The organism is Paenibacillus sp. FSL P4-0113, from assembly GCF_038009305.1.
Classification (GTDB): Bacteria; Bacillota; Bacilli; order Paenibacillales; family Paenibacillaceae; genus Paenibacillus; species Paenibacillus polymyxa_D.
In genome coordinates, this window is record NZ_JBBPAZ010000001.1 from 3746005 (window position 1) to 3766439 (window position 20435).

Annotated in this window: 18 protein-coding genes; 9 read left to right on the plus strand and 9 right to left on the minus strand. The window is 47.5% G+C overall.

Annotation, left to right across the window (positions count from 1 at the left end):
• Positions 1–166: 166 nt before the first annotated feature.
• Both MKX46_RS16065 and MKX46_RS16070 read right to left on the minus strand, forming a co-directional pair.
• Entirely contained in the window at positions 167–979 is an 813-nt protein-coding gene (locus MKX46_RS16065; RefSeq protein ID WP_069011488.1) for a pentapeptide repeat-containing protein, read from the minus strand.
• A 118-nt stretch (positions 980–1097) separates the two neighbouring features.
• A complete protein-coding gene (locus tag MKX46_RS16070; protein WP_029514926.1) occupies positions 1098–1490 on the minus strand; it encodes a VOC family protein in 393 nt (130 codons plus the stop codon).
• A gap of 118 nt (positions 1491–1608) precedes the next feature.
• Between MKX46_RS16070 and MKX46_RS16075 the strand changes: the two genes are divergently transcribed.
• Together MKX46_RS16075 and MKX46_RS16080 are read left to right on the plus strand one after the other, a co-directional pair.
• Entirely contained in the window at positions 1609–2685 is a 1077-nt protein-coding gene (locus tag MKX46_RS16075; protein ID WP_341071458.1) for a hypothetical protein, read from the plus strand.
• 108 nt (positions 2686–2793) lie between these two features.
• The gene (locus MKX46_RS16080; protein ID WP_069011486.1) at positions 2794–3258 is read left to right on the plus strand and encodes a transporter; all 465 of its coding nucleotides are present in this window, start codon (positions 2794–2796) and stop codon (positions 3256–3258) included.
• A 146-nt stretch (positions 3259–3404) separates the two neighbouring features.
• On the opposite strand, the gene MKX46_RS16085 is transcribed toward MKX46_RS16080, so the two are convergent.
• Positions 3405–5462, minus strand: coding sequence for a transglycosylase domain-containing protein (locus MKX46_RS16085; RefSeq protein ID WP_318628408.1), 2058 nt, complete (start codon positions 5460–5462; stop codon positions 3405–3407).
• Between the two features lie 282 nt (positions 5463–5744).
• On the opposite strand from MKX46_RS16085, the gene speE reads away from it, so the two are divergent.
• Positions 5745–6572 (plus strand): polyamine aminopropyltransferase, encoded by an 828-nt coding sequence (gene speE, locus MKX46_RS16090; RefSeq protein WP_029514919.1) that lies wholly within the window; start codon positions 5745–5747, stop codon positions 6570–6572.
• Positions 6573–6844: 272 nt separating this feature from the next.
• Positions 6845–8137, plus strand: coding sequence for an MFS transporter (locus tag MKX46_RS16095; protein ID WP_341071459.1), 1293 nt, complete (start codon positions 6845–6847; stop codon positions 8135–8137).
• A gap of 151 nt (positions 8138–8288) precedes the next feature.
• On the opposite strand, the gene MKX46_RS16100 is transcribed toward MKX46_RS16095, so the two are convergent.
• The 4 genes from MKX46_RS16100 to MKX46_RS16115 all read right to left on the minus strand — a co-directional run bounded on the left by MKX46_RS16100 (position 8289) and on the right by MKX46_RS16115 (position 12897).
• The gene (locus MKX46_RS16100; protein ID WP_029514915.1) at positions 8289–8870 is read right to left on the minus strand and encodes an LOG family protein; all 582 of its coding nucleotides are present in this window, start codon (positions 8868–8870) and stop codon (positions 8289–8291) included.
• 13 nt (positions 8871–8883) lie between these two features.
• On the minus strand, positions 8884–9198 hold the full coding sequence (locus MKX46_RS16105) for a MazG nucleotide pyrophosphohydrolase domain-containing protein (RefSeq protein WP_029514913.1): 315 nt from the start codon (positions 9196–9198) through the stop codon (positions 8884–8886).
• 208 nt (positions 9199–9406) lie between these two features.
• Positions 9407–11146, minus strand: a complete 1740-nt coding sequence (locus tag MKX46_RS16110; RefSeq protein ID WP_340953625.1) for an ABC transporter ATP-binding protein — start codon at positions 11144–11146, stop codon at positions 9407–9409.
• Positions 11143–12897: an ABC transporter ATP-binding protein gene (locus tag MKX46_RS16115; protein ID WP_340953626.1), complete on the minus strand. Its 1755-nt coding sequence runs from the start codon at positions 12895–12897 to the stop codon at positions 11143–11145. The genes MKX46_RS16110 and MKX46_RS16115 overlap by 4 nt, the downstream gene beginning before the upstream one ends.
• A 153-nt stretch (positions 12898–13050) precedes the next feature.
• Here MKX46_RS16115 and MKX46_RS16120 point away from each other — a divergent pair, with 153 nt between their 5' ends.
• The 3 genes from MKX46_RS16120 (at position 13051) to argS (ending at position 16150) form a co-directional block, all read left to right on the plus strand.
• Entirely contained in the window at positions 13051–13941 is an 891-nt protein-coding gene (locus tag MKX46_RS16120; RefSeq protein WP_209950358.1) for a LysR family transcriptional regulator, read from the plus strand.
• A 92-nt stretch (positions 13942–14033) separates the two neighbouring features.
• Positions 14034–14468: a DUF1934 domain-containing protein gene (locus MKX46_RS16125; RefSeq protein ID WP_080658551.1), complete on the plus strand. Its 435-nt coding sequence runs from the start codon at positions 14034–14036 to the stop codon at positions 14466–14468.
• Between the two features lie 2 nt (positions 14469–14470).
• On the plus strand, positions 14471–16150 hold the full coding sequence (gene argS / locus MKX46_RS16130; protein ID WP_029514906.1) for an arginine--tRNA ligase: 1680 nt from the start codon (positions 14471–14473) through the stop codon (positions 16148–16150).
• A gap of 110 nt (positions 16151–16260) precedes the next feature.
• On the opposite strand, the gene MKX46_RS16135 is transcribed toward argS, so the two are convergent.
• On the minus strand, positions 16261–17121 hold the full coding sequence (locus MKX46_RS16135; RefSeq protein WP_069011481.1) for a hypothetical protein: 861 nt from the start codon (positions 17119–17121) through the stop codon (positions 16261–16263).
• Positions 17122–17247: 126 nt separating this feature from the next.
• Entirely contained in the window at positions 17248–18141 is an 894-nt protein-coding gene (locus MKX46_RS16140; protein ID WP_029514902.1) for a LysR family transcriptional regulator, read from the minus strand.
• Positions 18142–18343: 202 nt separating this feature from the next.
• Between MKX46_RS16140 and MKX46_RS16145 the strand changes: the two genes are divergently transcribed.
• Together MKX46_RS16145 and MKX46_RS16150 are read left to right on the plus strand one after the other, a co-directional pair.
• A complete protein-coding gene (locus MKX46_RS16145) occupies positions 18344–19342 on the plus strand; it encodes an ABC transporter ATP-binding protein (protein WP_340931157.1) in 999 nt (332 codons plus the stop codon).
• 20 nt (positions 19343–19362) lie between these two features.
• Positions 19363–20433 (plus strand): ABC transporter substrate-binding protein, encoded by a 1071-nt coding sequence (locus MKX46_RS16150; protein WP_029514900.1) that lies wholly within the window; start codon positions 19363–19365, stop codon positions 20431–20433.
• Positions 20434–20435 lie beyond the last annotated feature (2 nt).

Here is a 20435-nt window from a genome sequence, read left to right on the forward strand (position 1 = left end):
GGTGCTTTTTGTTGCCCAATATACATTAAAGAACTGAGTAATCAGTAAAATTCTTGAAGATAAAAGCTGTATTTACGTTATAAAATGAGCTATATACTGAGGTGAGAATAATAAAGGAGTCGTGCGCTAACACGACTCGAATATACAACCACTGCTTAGAAAAAAACTAATGCAGCCAATGGTTTGGAATGCTTAGAGAAGGGGGCAGTTTGGTTTTACAATTGCCCTTAGCCGAATTTAATTGCGCCTGTGTAAGAAAGATACTTCCTTCCAGATTAGCCCCACTTAAATCAGCATCTCTAAAATCCGTACCGATCAAGTCTGTCATTCTCAGATCAGCCTCTCGCAGATCAGCAGCAATCAGTAAAACTCCTCTCAGGTTGGTACCTCTAAGATCAGCGCCTCTCAAATTGGCCCCGATAAGGTCTCTACTCCTGATCTTTTTACTATATTTGTTGTGCTCTATGTTTTTCTTAACTTTTTCTCGTACTAACTCACTTGTTTGTAAAAGTAAATCATTGACTAACGCCCTATGGGTGGGTACATGAAGATTTATGAGAGATTTTGGATCTTGATTCGTAAGCTGCTCGGTTTTCGCCATAGCCTTTTGTAAGTCTGTATAGATGGGATGAGTTTCTTTTAAGTTAAGGGCTTCATTTAGGTAATAAAGCATTTCATGAAGCTGTTGCATGATGGGAAATATATTGAACATTTCCTCAGCTATTGCCGGATCGTCTCGCCAGCTTTTTCCGTTGTATGTAACTTGGGAAACTTTTTGGCCTGCTCCAAAGCAATCATATACTGTACAGCCTCGCAAGCCGTTATTTCTTAGGTTCTTATGAATATTACAACGATAATCGGCATTTAGGTTTTGACAAGGGGTTCCTCCGTCCTTATTAAAAGCAAAATCGGCTGATTTAGCATAAGGCAAGGCTACACAGCATAAACCAAAACATTGTTCACAATTTGCACTATACAATAAACACACATCCTTTTATTGGCACCTATTAAATATAATATTACCAAAAAAAGATGGAGCATGGTCTATTGTTTTTCTATAGACTTCTAGAGTCTGCTGGATCGTTTAGAGAAGAAATTTAGTCTTTTGCCAAATTTAATTGCCATGAAACACCGTATTTGTCTTCAACCCAGCCAAATTGTTGGCTTACGGGCGAGGCTTCAAGGGGCATTAGAACTCGGCCTTCCTGAGATAGCTGACCAAACACACGATGAATTTCTTCTTCCGAATCACAAGTGACGAATAGCGATAGAGCTGGGGTAAAAGGGTGTTTGTCCTGATGGTTATAGTCTATAGCCATAAAGGTTTGCCCTTTGAGGTTGAATACGGCATGTAACACGGTCCCATCTTCCTGATGGAAAATGCTCATGATACCAGACGGCTTAAAGACAGAGGTATAATATTGCATGGCTTCTTCTGCTTGACCAGAGAACATGAAAAATGTTGTAATTTTTGGATTGGAATCATGCATGAGATCAGCTCCCTAGACTGGATCGTAGATGGTAACATCTTTCCTCTTTTTTAATAGAAATATTCAGCATTAGAGAATTGCTTTATGAAGACGTACACACGTGAAAGGAGAAAACAGGATGATGGACACGACAGCAAGACTTATGGATATGTTCGGCTCAGGCAAGAAGCTGGACGCCAGCATCATTTCCGCCTATACGGATGTGGTTGCCCAATATGGGACAGTGGAGGATGCGTGGGAGTTATATAGGCTTTTTGTAGAAGATCCCCACCATTATATCAGGGGGTTGCTCCTCCAGCCGATCATGAGATGCGGGGATGTTACTTTGGCGCAGGATATGTACGAGCGTTATGTGCGAAATCAGGCATCCCCAGAACATATACCTGACGGCGTGCTGTATGTGCTAGGTTATTTGGGTTATGTGGAGGCTGCTGCTGATCTTGTCGCTTTGGTGAACGGACCGTATGGAGCTGTGTCTGTGGATGCCTGTTTGGGACTGGTACATCTTCCATGCGAACCGTACCGTGAGAAACTGGCGGCTGAATTGGAAAAAGTGTTGGATCAGCATTTGTTTAATGAATTCTTACCTCTGCTAAGCTTCAAATGCACTACTGAAGATATGGTTCCACGATTGGTGCATTGGGGAGAACGACATGCCTCGGTAGACTGTAATGCGGGAATTATTGCTGGAATTGCCTTGTTTGGAGAGGAGCAAAGGGATACGATTCGGTCTATTTTGTGGAATCCGCTTTGGGAGGCTCATGGAACAGCTACGGGAAGCTGTGTGTGGTCTTATATTGCTATGCAGCATGTAGGGTTGACCTTTAGAGAGCTTATTCAGGATATAAAAAGCTACGATGCATCCATAGAAGATGTACAGGCATTGGAATACCGTTTAGACGTGCTATATGAGATGTTGGAACTCAAGCTAAGCTATACAGCCCGACCGATCCGGTTCGCTCGCTGTAACGAGGAATCATTTGGTCGGCTCTATAGCGATTTATTTAGCTGGTCCACAGAGCATAAGGATGACTCTATGATAGGCTGGATGAACGACAATTTAGGGTATAAGCATCGGCTGCTGGAACAGTATGATGCGCTCAGGAAACGAGTCGAGATTAAAATGATACATGAAATTGAGCTGGAGCATGTTCAAAAAAGGAAGTTAATCGTATCAGGAAATAAGAATTTTTGATGTAAAAGGACGAAATAGCGGAGTTTGGCGGAGATATGGGGATTCGCCCAGTCCGCGGGCTGGTGTCCCGCATAGGATACATCAGCCTAGACACAAGGAGTGAAACACATGTCTTTACTGCCACAAGTTCCTTTCGGAACGCAACCGGGTATTCCGGGTCCATTCACGCCGTCAAGTCCTTCGATTCCACAATTTCCTGATATGCAGGATTCGTTCCCGTCTCCGATAGGTCCGCCACCAGGCCCAGGATCATTTTCGCCACAGCCATTCTCACCGCCGCCGCAAGGGCCGTTCGGTCCGCAAGGTGGGCAGCAAGCTCAAGCACCCACTTCTCCACCACCGCAATTTACGCCACCGAAGCCGCTGGTTTCGGCCTATGCTGTTGACCCTGGAGCCATCTTCGGTTGTTTGTTCCGCAACACGTTTGTATGGCTGACGAACGGAGAGCGTTTTTGGCTGTACCCTGTCTTTGTAGGCAGAACATCGGTAGCGGGTTTTCGGTGGAGTGGACGTTTTTGGTTTTATTATGGTGTAGACCTCAACCGTATTGAGTCGTTTAGCTGTTATTGGTAATAGCGCAGCTTTAGGGAAGAGCGGGGTTTAACGGGATGATGGCTGATGGCACTGGCAAGAGAGGTAAATGGGCATATGAGGTAAGTGATGCGAAAATAAAAAGACTGAGAGAGCGCTCATCGCGTTCCCCCAGTCTTTTTTTGCTATTAATCCATCCACCAACGCTTAAAATTGCCCCACCACGATTTCTTTTCAGCTTGTCGCTCCGCTTGGTCAGTTGGTGTGGATGCCGGTTGGTTATCTTGCCCCGATAGCGTCTCCTTCGGCTCCGTGCCGCTGACGAATACCTCCAGCCGCTTGTCCGGGCTGTCCGGTGCAGCCAGCTTGCCGCTGGCCGGGTCAATATAAGCGCTGACTACGCCGTCAGGGATAGGAAAGATTTTGGGTGGCACATTCTCCAGCGCTTTCTCCGTATATTGCGCAAAAATCGGAGCCGCCCGTCGGGCATCCTGTGTGCTGATGTCCTTGCCCTTGTCATAGCCGACCCAGACAGCGGTGGACAGCTCGGGGGTAAAGCCGACCATCCACGCATCGGTGTTGGTCGTGCCGCTCTTGCCGGCAACCGGGCGCTTGATCAGCTTCGCGACCCGGTTGCCAGTGCCTCCTTCCTCGAACACGCCTTCCATAAGGCGTGTGAGGACGTAGGCGGAGGCGGGCTTCACCACCTGCACGGGCGCGGCTTGGGGCGCTTCGTACAGCGACCGCCCGGCAGCATCGGTGATGCGCAGCACTGCCACCGGAGCCACCTTTTGCCCGCCGCTACCGATGACCGAGAAGGCCGAGGCCATCTCGAACGGGCTGACGGGCGACACACCCAGCGCTAGCGAAGGTACGGGCTTGAGCTCGCTTGTAATGCCCATTTTGCTGGCGAGATCCATGACCTTATCCGTTCCCACCTTCAAAATGGTGCTTACGGCATAGATATTATCGGACGCCGCAATTGCGCGCCGAAGATCTATTTCGCCCAAGTATTTGTCTCCAAAATTTTTGGGCTTATAGGTCTTGCGGTTGTTATCGTAGTGGAACAACGTCGGTCGGCTTTCGAACTTGGACGTACTCGTCAATTCGCCGGAATCCAGTGCGCTTAGATACATAATCGGCTTGAAGGAGGAGCCAGGCTGCCGGGTTGTGGCCAGCGCATGATTATATTGATTCCCGACATAGTTCGTTCCGCCGACCATGGCCTTGACATGTCCGTTGCGCGGGTCCATGGAGATTAACGCGGTTTCCAGTCCGTTGCTGTTCTTCATGCCTTCGTTTACAGCCGCCTCGGCTGCTTGCTGCATGTGCATGTCCAGCGTGGTATAAATACTCAGGCCGCCATGCTCAAGCACCCCTTCGCTAATCCCGAGCTGATGTGTCACCAACTGGCGGACGTAATCGCGGAACCAGGGAGCGGTTTCCACTGTCCGACGCTGGCTCTCGGGCCGCAGGGCTAACATTTCCTCATAGGCCTTGGTGGCTTCAGCCGGTGTAATTTTGCCGATAAGCGCCATGGAGTCCAGAACAATTTTCTGCCGATCCTTTGCATTTTTCATATGATTATACGGTGAATAGTAGGTCGGCCCTTTCGGAATACCTGCTAACAGGGCGCTTTCGGCCAAGTCCAGATCCTTTGCGGATTTACCGAAATACATTTGCGAAGCTGCTTCAATGCCATAGGCGCCGTGACCATAGTAAATTTCGTTCAAATACATTTGTAGCAGCTCATTTTTGGTGTACTTCATTTCAAGCTGTGCAGTATAGATGGCCTCCTTGGCCTTGCGCGTCCACGTTTTCTCATGAGATAAGTATAGATTGCGTGCAAGCTGCTGAGTCAGCGTGCTGGCCCCTTGCGACATATCCCAGTGGGTCAGATTAACGATTACCGCCCGGCCCAGACCTTTGAAATCAAAGCCAAAATGATCGTAAAACTTCCGATCTTCCACAGCCAGGGTAGCTGCAATCAAATCGGGTGAAATGTGATCAAGCTGGACCGGAATGGATTCTTTGCCTCCAGCAGAGAAAGTGGCGATGACTTTCCCCTGACTATCGAGCAGACGTGAATTCCGATCCGTATCCGCGAGCGGAAGGCTGGTCGTGTACAAATAGGCGAGCAGGATGCAGGCGGCGATGACCGTCAGGATCGTGAGAGACATCAGTCCTTGAAACAATCGAAGCCAAAGCGGTTTACGCTTGGGGGATCGTCCGGTCGTATCGGTCATCATGCCACCTCCTTCCATAGTTGATGTTCTCAGTATAGTCAATCCGAAAGCGTCTATTCATCAGATACACATACGTGTCTATTTTAAACAAGATTAAATCTCCAAATTGCTTTAGCAGCTCATTCAGGTATCACTTATAATGCAAAAAGTGTGAAATTCCAATGTGTTTGGTACAATAAATATAGCAAACTTGGCGTTTGCGTGTTACTGATATAAGGAAAGTCAACGTTTATGCTACCGGATTGCCGGACACATACTTTGATCAGAAAGAAGGTTGGAATGATGGACTTGTGGTTTACGGAGAAGCAGACTCCCTCTTTCGGTATTACAGCAAAAATCAAACAAACCTACGTCTCTGAGAAAACAGATTTTCAGGATCTGGCTATGATCGAGACAGAGGAATTCGGCAATATGCTTGTTCTGGATGGCATGGTGATGACAACGGTTAAGGATGAATTTGTGTATCACGAAATGGTAGCACATCCAGCTTTGAATACACATCCCAATCCGAAAAAGGTTTTGGTTGTGGGCGGTGGCGATGGCGGCGTTATTCGTGAGGTCATCAAGCACCCTGAAGTGGAAAAGGCTGTATTGGTGGAGATTGACGGTAAGGTGATAGAATATTCTAAAAAATATTTGCCTGAAATTGCCGGAAAGCTGGACGAGCCTAATGTAGAAGTGCTGGTCAATGACGGATACATGCACATTATTGAACACAAAAATGAATACGACGTCATTATGGTCGATTCGACGGAGCCGGTAGGTCCGGCAGCCCCGCTGTTCGAGCGCGGGTTTTACCAAGGTATTTTTGAAGCATTGAAGGAAGACGGTATTTTCGTTGCACAAACGGATAATCCTTGGTTCAAGGCAGATCTGATTCAGAAGGTTAACAAAGATGTGAAGGAAATTTTCCCGATTGTGCGTGTATATGGTGCGAACATTCCAACCTATCCGAGTGGTCTATGGACATTCACGTTGGGTAGTAAGAAGTATGATCCGCTCGAAGTAGACGAAAACCGAATTCCAGAGATGGACACCCGATATTATAGTCCGCGTTTGCACAAAGCGGCGTTTGTACTACCTAAGTTTGTAGAGGATTTAACGAAGTAAACATTTTAAGAAAAAGCGTCTTAGTGTTCTTTATTGCCTGTTTTTGGGCGGAAAGGAGCGCTATAGGCGCTTTTTTGTGTTGAATAAGATTTAAAAATGGCCATGAAAGCATACTGGACACCGAATTTCCTTTTAAGATAAAAGAAGGAAATTTAAGGGTGTGTGTAGAATATACAAAAAACCAGACATTTAACAGATTTGTAATGTCAACAGGGACGGTTTGGTTATGGAAATACATAAATCGGCGATGTACCAAAGAGGGGGAAACTTTTTTGATCAGACGCTCTTTTTATTACCTGTGGGGGTCTCAGACGATCTCCAATGTAGCAGATATCATCTACATGTTGAGTGTAGTGGTATTGGTGTTCAGCTCAAGTAATTCCTTAATGACGACTATTTTAATCCCGTTGTTCCGATTGTCTGCCCAAGTGCTTAGTGGGCTCGTTGCACCGATCGTCCTCGGCCGATTTCGGCTAACACGCGTGTTGCTATTTTCCCAGTTTGGTCAGTTTGTCATTTTTACGCTACTGCTGCTTTATTTGTGGATTGTACCTGAGCAGAGGTCGTTTCTATTTATTTTTGTGATGGTGTTCGGTATGTCTTTTCTGGATGGCTGGACCAATCCTGCGCGTAATGCGCTTGTACCCCGTTTGGCTACGGGTGAAGGGCTAATGCGTGCCAACGGCATGGTAGCGGTCAGTGATCAGGTGGTCAGGTGTGCAGGCTGGGCGCTGAGCGGAATTATTGTGGCTTGGCTGGGTTCCCTGAATACGCTTGTGATTGCATCCTGTTGTTATCTCGTGGCTGTAACTGTCACGTCCTTCATTCGTGATCCGCTGGATCAGAAGGAATTAAGTCTTGAAGCTTCGGATTCCTCGACAAATGCAGTAGAGCCTGCAAAGGCAAAGGAAAAAGGCTCCCATTGGAAAGAGCTTGGGGAAGGCTGGACAATCATTTGGCACAACCGTCGTATTCGTTCACTGATGATCGTTGATAGTGTGGATAGTATTGGGGGAGTCTCCTGGCTTGGGGTATTTATTCTGGCGTACGTCAGCCAAGTGCTGCATCGGGATGCGAGCTGGTGGGGCTTTATGAATGCGTCCTTCTTTTCGGGCACGATTTTGGGTGGATTGATTGTGGTTGGCTTGGTCAAGCGATTGCAAAAGAACAGCTTTTTGTACATGCTCGGAGCATTGCTGGTGTATGTACTGATTACCATTGTATTTGCGCTGAATACCATCCCCGTTGCTGCGCTTATTCTTTTTGCTGTATCAGGCTTACCAGTTCAAATGGCGGGGATTATACGCCGCACCTTGCTGCAAACCAGTGCACCGCCAGCTCAGCTGCCCAAAGTGATGGCGGGAATTGATGTGCTTACAAATCTCGCTTTTGGCCTGTCTTTGTTATTCATGGGCTGGTATGCAGACCGTTTCGGTATGGTGCAGGTGTATTTGTTGGCTGCGGCCATGACTACCATTGCTGTTCTGATCGGCTGGTTCTACCGCAGGGACTTCCAGGAAAGTGAGCAAGTGGACCATCCAACCGCTAGGGGCGCTGGGATTTAAAATTGGGGTTCCCGTTAGGCGTGACAGCATTCATTGAATGAGTTCAATTTTACAGGAACACCACTGGAATAACGTTGACGGTGGTGTTCCTTTCATATCATATTAAAATTAAATGGTATGTCTGTTGAGCAATACGTGCCAAATCCTAATGTCAGGTCCGTTTGCTCGTGAGATATGTTTTGACGGCAGGAGGAGTGTAATTTGTAAATTGCTGTAGGATTCCTTGCGAAGTAGTATCCGTAATTACCAACGCACGATATTTTTCCTGCATAAATTGTTCCTCAACCATACGATTAAACAAGGAAATAAGAGGATCGTAATAATGGTTAATATTTAAAAGACCGCATGGCTTTTCATGCAAGCCTAATTGCGCCCATGTGAAAATTTCAAAGTATTCTTCCATTGTACCTGGGCCACCTGGTAAAACAATGAATCCGTCCGCAATCTCTGCCATTTTAGATTTTCGTTCGTGCATGGAATCAACAATGATTAATTCGCTCAGGCCATTATGTGCAATTTCACGGCTTTGCAAAAAGTGAGGGAGTACACCGATGACGTGACCTCCTGCATGAAGTGCCGCGTCAGCCACTGCACCCATTAAACCAACACTTGCTCCTCCATAAATCAGGCTTATTTCCTGTTCGGCAAGTGCCTTGCCCAGAGCAACAGCATGCTCTCGATAAATCTCAGACGCTCCATTACTGGAACCGCAAAAAACAGCAATGCTTTTCATATGAGATTCTCCTTTATGTATATCTTTTTGCAAGTTTTTGCTGGTGTGTTCGAAATATATCCTCCAAGGTGATGTCATACTTGTTGGCGATCACGATGAGATTACCCAGTACGTCTCCAAGTTCTTCAGTTAAATGCTCCCTGTTCTCCTCGAATGAACCATCGATCTCATCAGGCCGGTCTCTGCCGATTTCCAGGGCGCGAATAGCTCTCGCAACCTCCCCGGTTTCCTCTGCCAAGAAACCAATTCGGACGAAGATATCTAAATCAGACCAGTTCCTCTCCTGATAATATTGCTTGACCCACTTTTGAAATTCATTAATATCCATATTCAGCCTCCCAACTGAAACCCATGCATGATGTTGGCTATACACAAACCATAAGGTTTAGATGAAACGGAAACGTTTGTTCGTGTTTTATTATATAATATAAGGGGGGGATTTATCAAAGAAAAATTAAAAAGCCGTTTGCTTAAAAAGCAACCGACTTTTTTAAAGAACGTTGACCTTAATGATCCGACCGTATCCGTTCAGTCTTTTAAGCTGTAGTGAACTGGCTGTTATAGAGCGAGGCATAGTGGCCCCCGCTGGCAAGCAGCCCCTCATGGGTACCGCTTTCGACGACATCGCCGTTTTTCATGTATAAAATCAAATCCGCTTCGCGGATGGTCGATAGTCTGTGGGCAATCACAAAGCTGGTGCGCCCGGCAATCATTTTCATAAATGCTTTTTGGATACGCGCTTCTGTCAGAGTGTCTATGCTACTGGTCGCTTCATCCAGGATCAGCATAGGTGGATCGACGAGGATTACCCTCGCGATGGTAAGCAGCTGTTTTTGGCCTTGCGACAGGCTGTCGCCTGACCCGCTGATGACCGTATCGTAGCCATGAGGCAGTCGCTTGATGAAGCTATGCGCATTGGCAGCTGTTGCAGCCGCGATGACTTCTTCGTCCGTGGCTTCCGGCTTCCCGTAAGCGATATTGTCCCGAATGGTTCCGCTGAACAGCCATGTATCTTGAAGCACCATACCAAAGTTAGTCCGCAGGCTGTCCCGGCTCATGTCGTTGATATTCACCCCGTCGATGGATATCGAGCCGCTGTCTACATCGTAAAACCGCATGAGCAGATTGACGAGTGTGGTTTTGCCAGCTCCGGTCTGCCCGACAATGGCCACACGAGTGCCTGGCTTAACTTCTAAACTAAAGTTCGTAATGAGCGTACGTTCCGGGTTATAGGAGAATTTGACATGATCAAAAAGAATCGTGCCTTTGCTGCGCTCCAGCTGTACGGCGTTCGATTTTTCCGGCTGCTCTGGCGGTGAGTCCAAAATCGCAAATATGCGCTGAGCAGAAGCCGTGGCTGCCTGGAACTGGGTGAGAACACCCGTAATTTCATTAAAGGGCTTGGCGAACAAATTGGTATAAATCAGAAAGCTCGACAATCCACCTACCGAGATCCCACCCAAAATGATGGAGATACAACCAATCATGGCGGTGACTGAAAAAGTCATGTTGTTCACCAATCGGGTGGAGGGGTTGGACAATGATCCGTAAAACTGTGATTTCACCCCGGCTTGATACAATTGTTCGTTTCTGGCGGAAAATTCCTCAAGCGAGCGGTTTTCATAATGAAAAGCAGTAACTACCCGTTGTCCGTCAATCATTTCTTCTACGTAACCGTTCAGGCTTCCTAAAATTTTGGCCTGTTCGCGGAACATACGCTGTGACCTTGTCGTAATGAACCGTGCCACACCGTATGTGATCGGGGCAGACACCAATACGACCAACGTCATGATCGGACTGATATACAGCATGAGTACAATGGAGCCTATAATCGTAATAATCCCGGTAATCAAGGTGGAAAAGCCTTGCAGCAATCCATCCGACACAGCATCCATATCGTTCACAAAACGGCTAATGCTGTCTCCTTGCGGATGAGTGTCATGAAAGCTTAACGGAAGGATATTAAAATGATCAAATAACTTCCGCCGCATATCATTTACGGTCTGAAAAGCAATACGGTTCGTCAAATACGTGAGCAGCCAGCTAAACAGACTGCCTACAACATATACAATGCCTAATCCAGCTAGAATCTGTACAATACCTTTAAAATCCACTGCTCCCTTATTCACCATGTGGTCGATAGCTTGACCAATCATGTAGGGTCCGATCAGACTGGCAAGCACGCTGAGAATCGCACTGACGATGACCCAAAATGTTGTTGTTTTATATTGACCGACATAGGTTAACAATCTTCTCCAGGTTTCCTTGCCACTCATTGGTCCACCTCCTGCGTTGAGAGCTGGGAGCGATTAATTTCCTGATATACCTCCGAGCTGCTCATCAACTGATCATGTGTGCCGATTCCGACAATCCGGCCTTCATCAAATACAATGATTTTATCGGCATGCTGTACACTGCTTACTCGTTGCGAGACCAGTAGGACAGTCATGCGGGTGCTATTTTCCCGTAGCGATTTACGGAGAGCGGCATCGGTTGCAAAATCAAGTGCGCTTGAGGAATCGTCCAAAATCAGAATTTCCGGATTGCCTACAATAGCTCTGGCAATGGTAAGTCGCTGTTTTTGTCCTCCCGATAGATTAAGTCCTCCTCGGGTGATCGGGGCATCGAATTTTTCCGGCAAGTTAGAAATAAATTCATCCGCTTGCGCGATTGCTGCGGCTTGAGCGACTTCCTCGTCGGTGGCGTGTTCATGTCCCCAACGGATATTATCCGCTATCGTCCCAGTGAACAGCAGCGCCTTCTGAGGAACAATACCGATTTTCTGCCGCAATTGCTCAAGCTTATACTGCCGAACGTCGATGCCGTCAACCTGCACACGACCCTCTACCGCATCATAGAAACGGGGAATGAGATTCACAAAAGTGGATTTCCCCGAACCTGTCCCTCCGATGATGCCGACCGTCTCACCGGGATAGATGTTTACGACTACATCACTAAGTGCCAGTTGTCCTGTCTTATTGTATCCAAAGGAAACATGATCAAAAGAGATGGCTGGTACAGCGCCATGCCCACTTGTTCCCTCCCTGTCTATAGATGTAGAAGTAGCAGCAGTGTCGGAAATCGAAGCTTGCGTGTCTAGGACCTCCTGAATCCGCGCTGCTGAAGTGGCAGCCTTGGTGAACAAAATAATTAAATTGGTCACCACAATCAGAGCTAATAAAATTTGCGTAATGTAATTAATAAAGGCAATAATCTCCCCTTGTGTAAGTGATCCATATTGGATATGGATGCCGCCGATCCACAGGATTGCAATAATAGCTCCGTTTACCACCAGCAAGGTGGCAGGGCTTAGCAAAGCAGAAATACGTCCGACACGAATAGCGGTCTGAGTCAGGTCATCCGAAGCGGCCTTGAATTTAACTCGCTCAGCGCCTCTTTTGGCAAATGCGCGTATGACCCGTACGCCTGTAAGATTTTCGCTAAGTACCAGAGCGATTTTATCGAGTTTTTTTTGATACCGACGATACAGTGGTGAAGCCTTCGTAATGACCACATACAGGATCAAAGCTAGAACCGGTGTAGCCGCCAACAGCACCAAAGCCAGGCGGAAATCCAGGATCATGGACATGATAATAGCCCCGATACAAATAAAAGGAGCACGAATGACCAGACGAATCAGCATCGCTACAGCCGTTTGGAGTTGATTGACATCATTCGTAATCCGGTTGATGAGCGAGGGCGTACCGAACTTATCGAGATCAGCATAAGAAAACGATGAAATATGTTTAAACATCGTATTGCGCAGCGTAGTCCCGAATCCTTGGGAGGCACGGGCTGCGTAAAACTGACACACTAATGAACTGCCAAAGCCCAGTATAGTCATGAGTAACATCAAAAGACCCATCTGCCAAACATAATGGGTGTCTCCTTTACCTACACCATGATTGATCATTAAGGCAACCATAGTGGGCAGCAATAGTTCCAAGATGGCCTCAATCAGTTTAAATAGAGGCCCAAGAATCGTTTCCTTTTTATAGGGTTTCAAAAAAACAGCAAATTTCAGCAAATAAACCATCACCTAACCTAAATAATGTATATAGCCTCATGCCGCAATAGCATATCTGAATTTGATTATGTCATATCCCCAACCATATGAATAATATTTAATATATATTAGAGGTATAGGTTTTACATATATCAGTACCGGAGGGCCATAATGATGGAATTGAGACATCTCAAGTATTTTTTGGCGATCGCAGAGGCCGGACAGATTACAGCGGCAGCCAAAAAGCTGCAAATCGCACAGCCTCCCTTAAGTCAGCAGCTCATGCAACTGGAGGAAGAGCTTGGTGTAAAGCTCGTGCATCGAGGCTCGCGAAGCATCCAGTTGACGGAGGCCGGCATCATTTTACAGAATAGGGCCAAGCAGATTCTGGAGCTGACAGATGCCACAACGAGAGAAATTAACGATTTTGCCTTGGGGATGAAGGGTACGCTTACCATTGGAACGGTCTCCTCTTCCGGCGCAGCCCTAATGAAAGACAGGCTTTCCGAATTTCATAAAACCTATGCGGGTGTAAAATTTGAAATTCATGAGGGAAATACCTTTAGGATTCTCGATCTTTTGAACAAAGGAATTGTCGAGGTCGGTATCGTCAGAACCCCTTTTAATACCACTGATTTAGGGTGCAGATATGCGTCCTCCGAACCGATGATCGCAGTGATGACAGAAGAACATGACTGGAACCCCGAACAGAAGACCATCCCGTTGTCTGGCTTGAAAAACAGGCCGCTCATCGTATATCGCCGCTTTGAACAATTGATCCACGATACCTGTATAAAGCATGGCTTTGAGCCAAATTTCTTTTGCAAAAACGATGATGCTCGCACCACGCTTCATTGGGCTAATGAAGGGCTGGGGATCGGTATGATTTCGCGGTCTGCGTTGTCACTCGGAAGCAATAACCAGTTAATCGTTAAGGAAATTATGTGTGAAGAATTGCATACACGTGTGGCGGCTGTCTGGATGAAGGATAAATACATGTCTTCTCTAGCCTCTCGATTCATTGAAAGTTTTAGCCAAGCATCTGATGGAGCTGACTTAAGGTAGCTAAATTTTTTGGATGAAAGCATCTTTTTGTAAAAACTCATTTGAATTGCAATCGGGAACTGGATATAGTAGTACAGTAGGATAGCAATAGAATGGAGTTTGAATACATGCCACATAATGCAAAGGTCCGAATCCGTCTTCATAGTCATCATGACGGAGAAGATGTGGTACAGGAACTTCCCGGAGAAGCGATTGTGCGTGGGAAGCATCTATATATAAGGTACGATGAGCCGCAAGAAAGTCCTGAGGGCGGTACGACACGGAACACAGTCAAAATCGGACCGGATGAGCTAAAGCTGATTCGTCACGGTGAGGTACAATCAGAGCAGTCGTTTGCGCTGGGACGCAGGTTGCCTGGATTTTACCGCTCGCCTTATTTAAACCTGAACATGTCTGCGCATACGCAGAAGCTCGATATTCGGATGGATGGATTCAGCGGACATGTGAGTTGGACCTATGATCTGTACGTATTTGAGGATTTCTCGGGGCATTTTGCCATCAGTTTGCATATACAGGAGGAGCAATAATCATGACAAGCAATCCACTGGAACTTATTAATCAAAAGGTGACTTCAGCAATTGAGGCGGCGGTGCTGGCTGCCGGAATCGTGAGCCGCGAAGAGCTGCCGACCATTACGCTGGAGGTGCCCAAGGACAAGTCACACGGTGATTTGGCTACCAACGCTGCGATGCAGCTCACCCGCATTGCGAAGAAGAACCCGCGGCAAATCGCTGAAGATTTGATCGCGAATATGGATTTAGCTTCCGCTTCTATTGAAAGTGCGGAAATCGCTGGACCGGGTTTTATTAACTTCCGTCTGAACAAGAGCTACCTGTATGCAGTCATTGGACAAGTGCAGGAGCAGGGGGCAGATTACGGGCGTATACAGGAAGGTGCAGGCAAAAAGGTACAAATCGAGTTTGTCAGCGCCAATCCGACAGGTAGCCTTCACTTAGGTCATGCACGTGGTGCAGCCGTAGGGGATGCTCTCTGCAACGTGCTTGATTTTGCCGGATACAAAGTAACTCGTGAATACTATATTAATGATGCGGGCAACCAGATTTACAACATGAGCCGCTCTATTGAAGCGCGTTATTTGCAGGAGCTGGGACAGCCTGCGGAGATGCCGGAAGATGGTTACCATGGTGAGGATATCATCGGGTTTGCCAAGGAACTGGTGGCTGAAAAGGGCGATTCTCTGTTGTCCATGGAACCGGGAGATCGTGCTGCTTATTTCCGTGACTACGGTCTGGAAAAGGAACTAAACAAGATTAAGCGTGATCTGGAGCTGTTCCGTGTACCTTTTGACTCCTGGTTCAGCGAAACGTCGCTGTATGAAAATGGTGAAGTGCTTAAAGCGCTGAATGAGCTGCGTGACCGTGAAGAGATTTACGAGAAGGACGGAGCTACATGGCTGAATACGACCAAGTACGGCGACGATAAAGACCGTGTCTTGATCAAAAATGACGGTACATATACGTACCTGACCCCGGATATCGCTTACCATCGCGATAAATATGCTCGTGGGTATGACACGATCATCAACATTTGGGGAGCGGATCACCATGGCTATATTCCACGGATGAAGGCAGCAATGGAAGCACTGGGTAATGACCCGGATAAGCTTAAAGTGTTGATTGCCCAAATGGTCAGCTTGTTCCAAAATGGGGAAAAAGTAAAAATGTCCAAACGTACTGGCAAGGCCGTGACGATGGAAGATCTGATGGAAGAAGTGGGTGTAGACGCGATCCGTTACTTCTTCACTATGCGCAGCATGGATTCGCACCTGGATTTTGACATGGATTTGGCGATTTCCACTTCCAATGAGAATCCAGTATTCTACGTACAATATGCGCACGCACGTGCATGCAGCGTATATCGTCAAGCTGAAGAGCAGGGGATTGCTGTGCTGCCGTTGGCAGAAGTTGACTTGTCCAAGCTGACGGCTGAGCATGAATACGATTTGCTCCGCAAAATCGGCGAGCTGCCGGAGGAAGTATCGGTGGCGGCTGCAAACTTTGCGCCACACCGTATGATTCGCTATGTCTATGAGCTGGCTTCATTGTTCCACAGCTACTATAAAGCAGAGCGCGTCATCACAGAGGATGCTGCTCAAACGCAGGCACGCTTGGCGTTGTTTGGCGCGGTGCGCACGACCATTGCCAACGTACTGAAGCTAGTGGGCGTGTCTGCACCGGAACGTATGTAAGCAAGCAACTTTAACATCATGACCTTGTAGTCATATAAATAATAATAAAAGGAACCGAGGCGCCACTCTCAACAGGTTGGCGCCTCGGTTCCTTTTTATGTTGGATTAGCTTAGTAGCGTTCCAGTACCAAATTCGTTTTCAGGGAATCGGCGGGAACCAGCCATCCTTTGGATTGCAACAGGTTCATCAGCTTGGTGCGGTTGCTGGCGGCAACACTGTAATCCGAGGTTTTGAAGGAGATTTCGATAATATTTTCTGTACCTGATCCGTTTGCGCTGCGAATAGGCCATATTTCAACGTCGGTATCCAGTCCCTGAAAGCTACCTTCATATTTGCTGACCTGTACCGGACCGCGTACTCTGGAGTCTGCCAGAGTTTTCTTGCCCCAGTTGCTGGATTTCCAGTTTTGCAGCTTGCCCGGAAGATTATCCTGTAGTTGCTTTAATGCTTGATCTGGGGAAGGCAGAGCCAATCCTTTGGAGGCGTTTGTTTTTTTATCATTGGAAAAACTTAGTGTTTGCTTGCTGTATCCCCAATCCACCTCAGCCTCATAATTATCATCAGATGCGCTGAACCCTTCTTTATTCGCTTGGGTGAGCGCCGCGTCGATATTTCCATTTGTGACCGTATAGCGCTTTTTGTAGGTTAATTCATAATTTTTTTTGTCCTCTTTTTTGCGAAACCTCACGTTCCAGCCCTCGTCATTTAATTGCAATGAATTTGTATCAAAATACTCGACGCTCAATCGTTGTGCATCGTCGCTAATTTGAAACTCGTTCACGATGCCACTTTTTAATGAGCCATCCGCATTGAGCACCTGAGCCGTATCCAGTAGTAGCTTCACCTCATAGCTTGGTGTGGCATTGGCGGCAGCTTGTACCGGTTCTGCTCCTTTCCATCCTGTTACGAGCAGTACTGCACTCAGAGTTACTACCGACATCAATTGGGTGATACGAAGGCCTGTTTTCATTTCATCCTCTCCTGTTCGTCCGAATAGGTTACACGCTACACTTTATGGGTGTATTGTCAGTCGTATGTCAAAGCAAGAGGGTACTCCGGTAAAAAAAAGACATAATTTCTATATGACAGGTAAGATTTAATCTTGGTTCCATGATAAATATTCGGTGAATCTGTGAATGAGTGCCGAGCGATGGCGGTCTTTGTTGCTGACCATATAAATATACCGCTCAACAGACTGCCCCGGAATAGGTCTTACAACCAGTAAGCCCCGCTCAACCTCTGACTGAACGGCAATGCGAGAGACAAAGGAGATGTGTTCTCCCAGCATAACCGCCTGTTTGATGGCTTCCAGTGAATCCAACTCCAGATAGGAGGGAAGTCGCCGACTCCCACGCTCCAGCCATTTGTCGGTCACGTGGCGTGTGCTGGAATCCTTGCCATGTAATACGAAGGAGGAAGAAGCGATAAGCTCGGGTGTCAAATCGGTTTCGTTGGCGAGCGGATGAGTGGGTGAGCAGATGAGCATCAGTTCATCTTCGCCCAAGGATTCTGAAAGTAGCGTTGGGGATTGAAACGGCTCTGCCGAAATGATGCCAAGATCAATTTCGTGACGAGCGAGCATGTCCTTGATCACGGGCGCAGTTTTCACAGACAAGGCGATGTGAATGCCCGGATGCTCACGGGCAAAGCGGTGCAACACAGCAGGAAGCAAGTAGGTAGCGGGTACATAGCTTGCGCCAATACGTATGCTTCCCCGCTGGAGCGTATCGAACTCGCGGACGACTCGCTCAGCTTCGGCAGCCAGTGCATTAATTTTGCTGGCATAGTGCAGTAGCGCATTTCCAGCATCCGTCAGGATGATTTTGCCCATGCGTGTGTCAAACAGCTTTACGCCGAATTCACGCTCCAGATTTTTCATATGAAAAGTAACAGTGGGTTGCTTTAGGCCAAGAAGCTCGGCGACCGTGGTAATTTTATGGTGCTTATTCAGCAGTTCTACAATATGTAACTTTAGAAGACTTAAATTCACTTAGAATGCCTCGCTTTCAGGTTAATCGAACAATCATGCCTATTTGTAGGGGTAGCAGCATCAATCCCCTCTATATAGATTAAATCTATGAGTGTTAACACAATTCATTGAAATAATTAATTTTGTTTTAACTTTCCAATAACACAGCTTGCGAATTCAAGTTTTACACTGGGGTCAGTCAGAAGAACAGGCAGGTAATGCGATGAATCAGGATCTATATATTCACGGATTAAGTAAAACCTTCAGCCAAATAACAGCGCTGCATGAGACGAATCTGGTCGTACGACGGGGTAAATTCACAACACTGCTCGGACCGTCCGGATGTGGGAAAACAACGCTCTTGCGCTTGATTGCTGGTCTGGAGACACCGGATACCGGCACAATCACGATGGGAGAGGAAATTCTTTTTTCGGCAGAACGAAAAAAGGATATTCCCGCGCATCTCCGCCACTTTGGTATGGTCTTTCAGGATTTCGCGTTGTGGCCGCATATGACGGTGTTTGAAAATGTGGCCTTCGGCCTGCGTGCGGGCAGGCGCGGGAAAGGGTTTGCCAGCGCCCGAGACAAGAAACTGCGGACAGTGGTGCTGGAGGCGCTCGACATGGTCAGATTGTCAGGGATGGAGGATCGGTATCCTCATCAGCTGTCCGGTGGTCAGCAGCAGCGGGTTGCCTTCGCAAGAGCGGTTGCTATCCGGCCTCGACTGGTTTTGTTCGACGAGCCTCTCAGTGCGCTGGATGCGGTGCTACGGGAGGAGATGCGCATTGAGATGCTGTCGCTTGTGCGCGATCTGGGGCTGACCGCCCTATATGTCACCCATGATCAGATCGAGGCCATGTCCATGTCTGATGAAGTGGTTGTTATGAAAAGTGGACATATTTTGCAGACCGGAACACCAGAGGTGATCTACGGTTGCCCAGCTCATCCAGAGGTGGCGAGGTTTATCGGCAAATCCAACTGGCTGGAGTTGGAACGGACACTATTTCGTCCTGAACATGTCCGTTGGGAACAGGAGCAAGCGGATCAGCACGCTTTTACAGTAGAGATCCTGCATGTCAGCTATGTCGGCGATCGTTATGAAATTCGTATACTAGCCGAGAACGGTGAGCAATGGACTGCATATCACTCCACCCGTTTGCCGATTGGCGAAAAAATGCACATTTGGGTATCACCGCAACACATCCACCAACTTGAAGCATAAGGAAAAGGGGTATATATAAGATGATGAATAGGCATGTTTTTCGTACAGGATGGAAAAAAGGGACGATGCTCGCATTAACCTTGACTTTTGGACTCGCTGTGGCGGGTTGCGGAACAGCAACGCCAACCAAGGATGGGGCGCCAGCTAATGGATCAGCAGGACAAGCGGAGGCGGCATCCACCGATCAGAAGTTGGTGGTCTACAGCGCAGGCCCGGATGGACTGGCGAAAAAGCTGATAGCAGGATATGAGGCGCAGAGCGGAGTGAAGGTAGAGTTGTTCCAGGGAACGACAGGAAAAATTTTGGCCCGTATGGAAGCCGAGAAGACAAATCCGGTAGCGGACGTGGTTGTGCTGGCATCGCTTCCGTCTGTACAAGGCTTGAAAAAGGAAGGACTAACACTGCCTTACCCGGATGCCAAAAACGCGGACAAGCTAAATCCAGACTGGTCCGATAAGGAGGGCAACTACTTCAGTACCAGTGCTTCTGCTCTGGGCATTGCGTATAACACAAAGCTGGTGAAAACACCACCAACTTCATGGGCCGATTTAGCGAAGCCTGAGTACAAGGATCAGGTTAACATCCCCGACCCATCACTGTCCGGCTCAGCATTGGACTTTATGACAGGCTATCTGAGCGCCAAGGGCGATGGAGGCTGGACGTTGTTCGAGCAGTACAAGGCTAACGGTGTTGCCATGGCTGGTGCCAATCAGGAAGCGCTGGACCCCGTGATTACCGGAGCTAAAGGTATAGTCGTTGCTGCGGTCGATTACATGACCTACAAGGCTAAAGCCAAAGGCGAGCCGATTGACATCGTCTATCCAACAGAGGGAACCGTCATCAGCCCACGTCCTGCTGCAATTCTCAAGTCAACGCAGCATGAGCAGAATGCCAAGGCATTTATTGACTATCTGTTGTCGGACGACGCACAGAAACTAGTAGCGGATGCCTCCTTACTCCCGGGCCGCACGGATATCAAAGCTGACAAGCGTGCCAATCTGGACGAGATCCCATTGCTGAAGACCAATTGGGAATGGATGGGCGAACATGGATCAGACGTGACAGAGAAGTTCACGCAAATGTTCAAATAAGC

Excerpts from the sequence above, each read along its gene's own strand:
- MKX46_RS16070 (WP_029514926.1), bottom strand. The coding sequence starts at position 1,490 with ATGCATGATTCCAATCCAAAAATTACAACATTTTTCATGTTCTCTGGT.
- MKX46_RS16075 (WP_341071458.1), top strand. The coding sequence starts at position 1,609 with ATGATGGACACGACAGCAAGACTTATGGATATGTTCGGCTCAGGCAAG.
- MKX46_RS16080 (WP_069011486.1), top strand. The coding sequence starts at position 2,794 with ATGTCTTTACTGCCACAAGTTCCTTTCGGAACGCAACCGGGTATTCCG.
- MKX46_RS16085 (WP_318628408.1), bottom strand. The coding sequence starts at position 5,462 with ATGACCGATACGACCGGACGATCCCCCAAGCGTAAACCGCTTTGGCTT.
- speE (WP_029514919.1), top strand. The coding sequence starts at position 5,745 with ATGGACTTGTGGTTTACGGAGAAGCAGACTCCCTCTTTCGGTATTACA.
- MKX46_RS16100 (WP_029514915.1), bottom strand. The coding sequence starts at position 8,870 with ATGAAAAGCATTGCTGTTTTTTGCGGTTCCAGTAATGGAGCGTCTGAG.
- MKX46_RS16105 (WP_029514913.1), bottom strand. The coding sequence starts at position 9,198 with ATGGATATTAATGAATTTCAAAAGTGGGTCAAGCAATATTATCAGGAG.
- MKX46_RS16110 (WP_340953625.1), bottom strand. The coding sequence starts at position 11,146 with ATGAGTGGCAAGGAAACCTGGAGAAGATTGTTAACCTATGTCGGTCAA.
- MKX46_RS16120 (WP_209950358.1), top strand. The coding sequence starts at position 13,051 with ATGGAATTGAGACATCTCAAGTATTTTTTGGCGATCGCAGAGGCCGGA.
- MKX46_RS16125 (WP_080658551.1), top strand. The coding sequence starts at position 14,034 with ATGGAGTTTGAATACATGCCACATAATGCAAAGGTCCGAATCCGTCTT.
- argS (WP_029514906.1), top strand. The coding sequence starts at position 14,471 with ATGACAAGCAATCCACTGGAACTTATTAATCAAAAGGTGACTTCAGCA.
- MKX46_RS16135 (WP_069011481.1), bottom strand. The coding sequence starts at position 17,121 with ATGAAAACAGGCCTTCGTATCACCCAATTGATGTCGGTAGTAACTCTG.
- MKX46_RS16145 (WP_340931157.1), top strand. The coding sequence starts at position 18,344 with ATGAATCAGGATCTATATATTCACGGATTAAGTAAAACCTTCAGCCAA.
- MKX46_RS16150 (WP_029514900.1), top strand. The coding sequence starts at position 19,363 with ATGATGAATAGGCATGTTTTTCGTACAGGATGGAAAAAAGGGACGATG.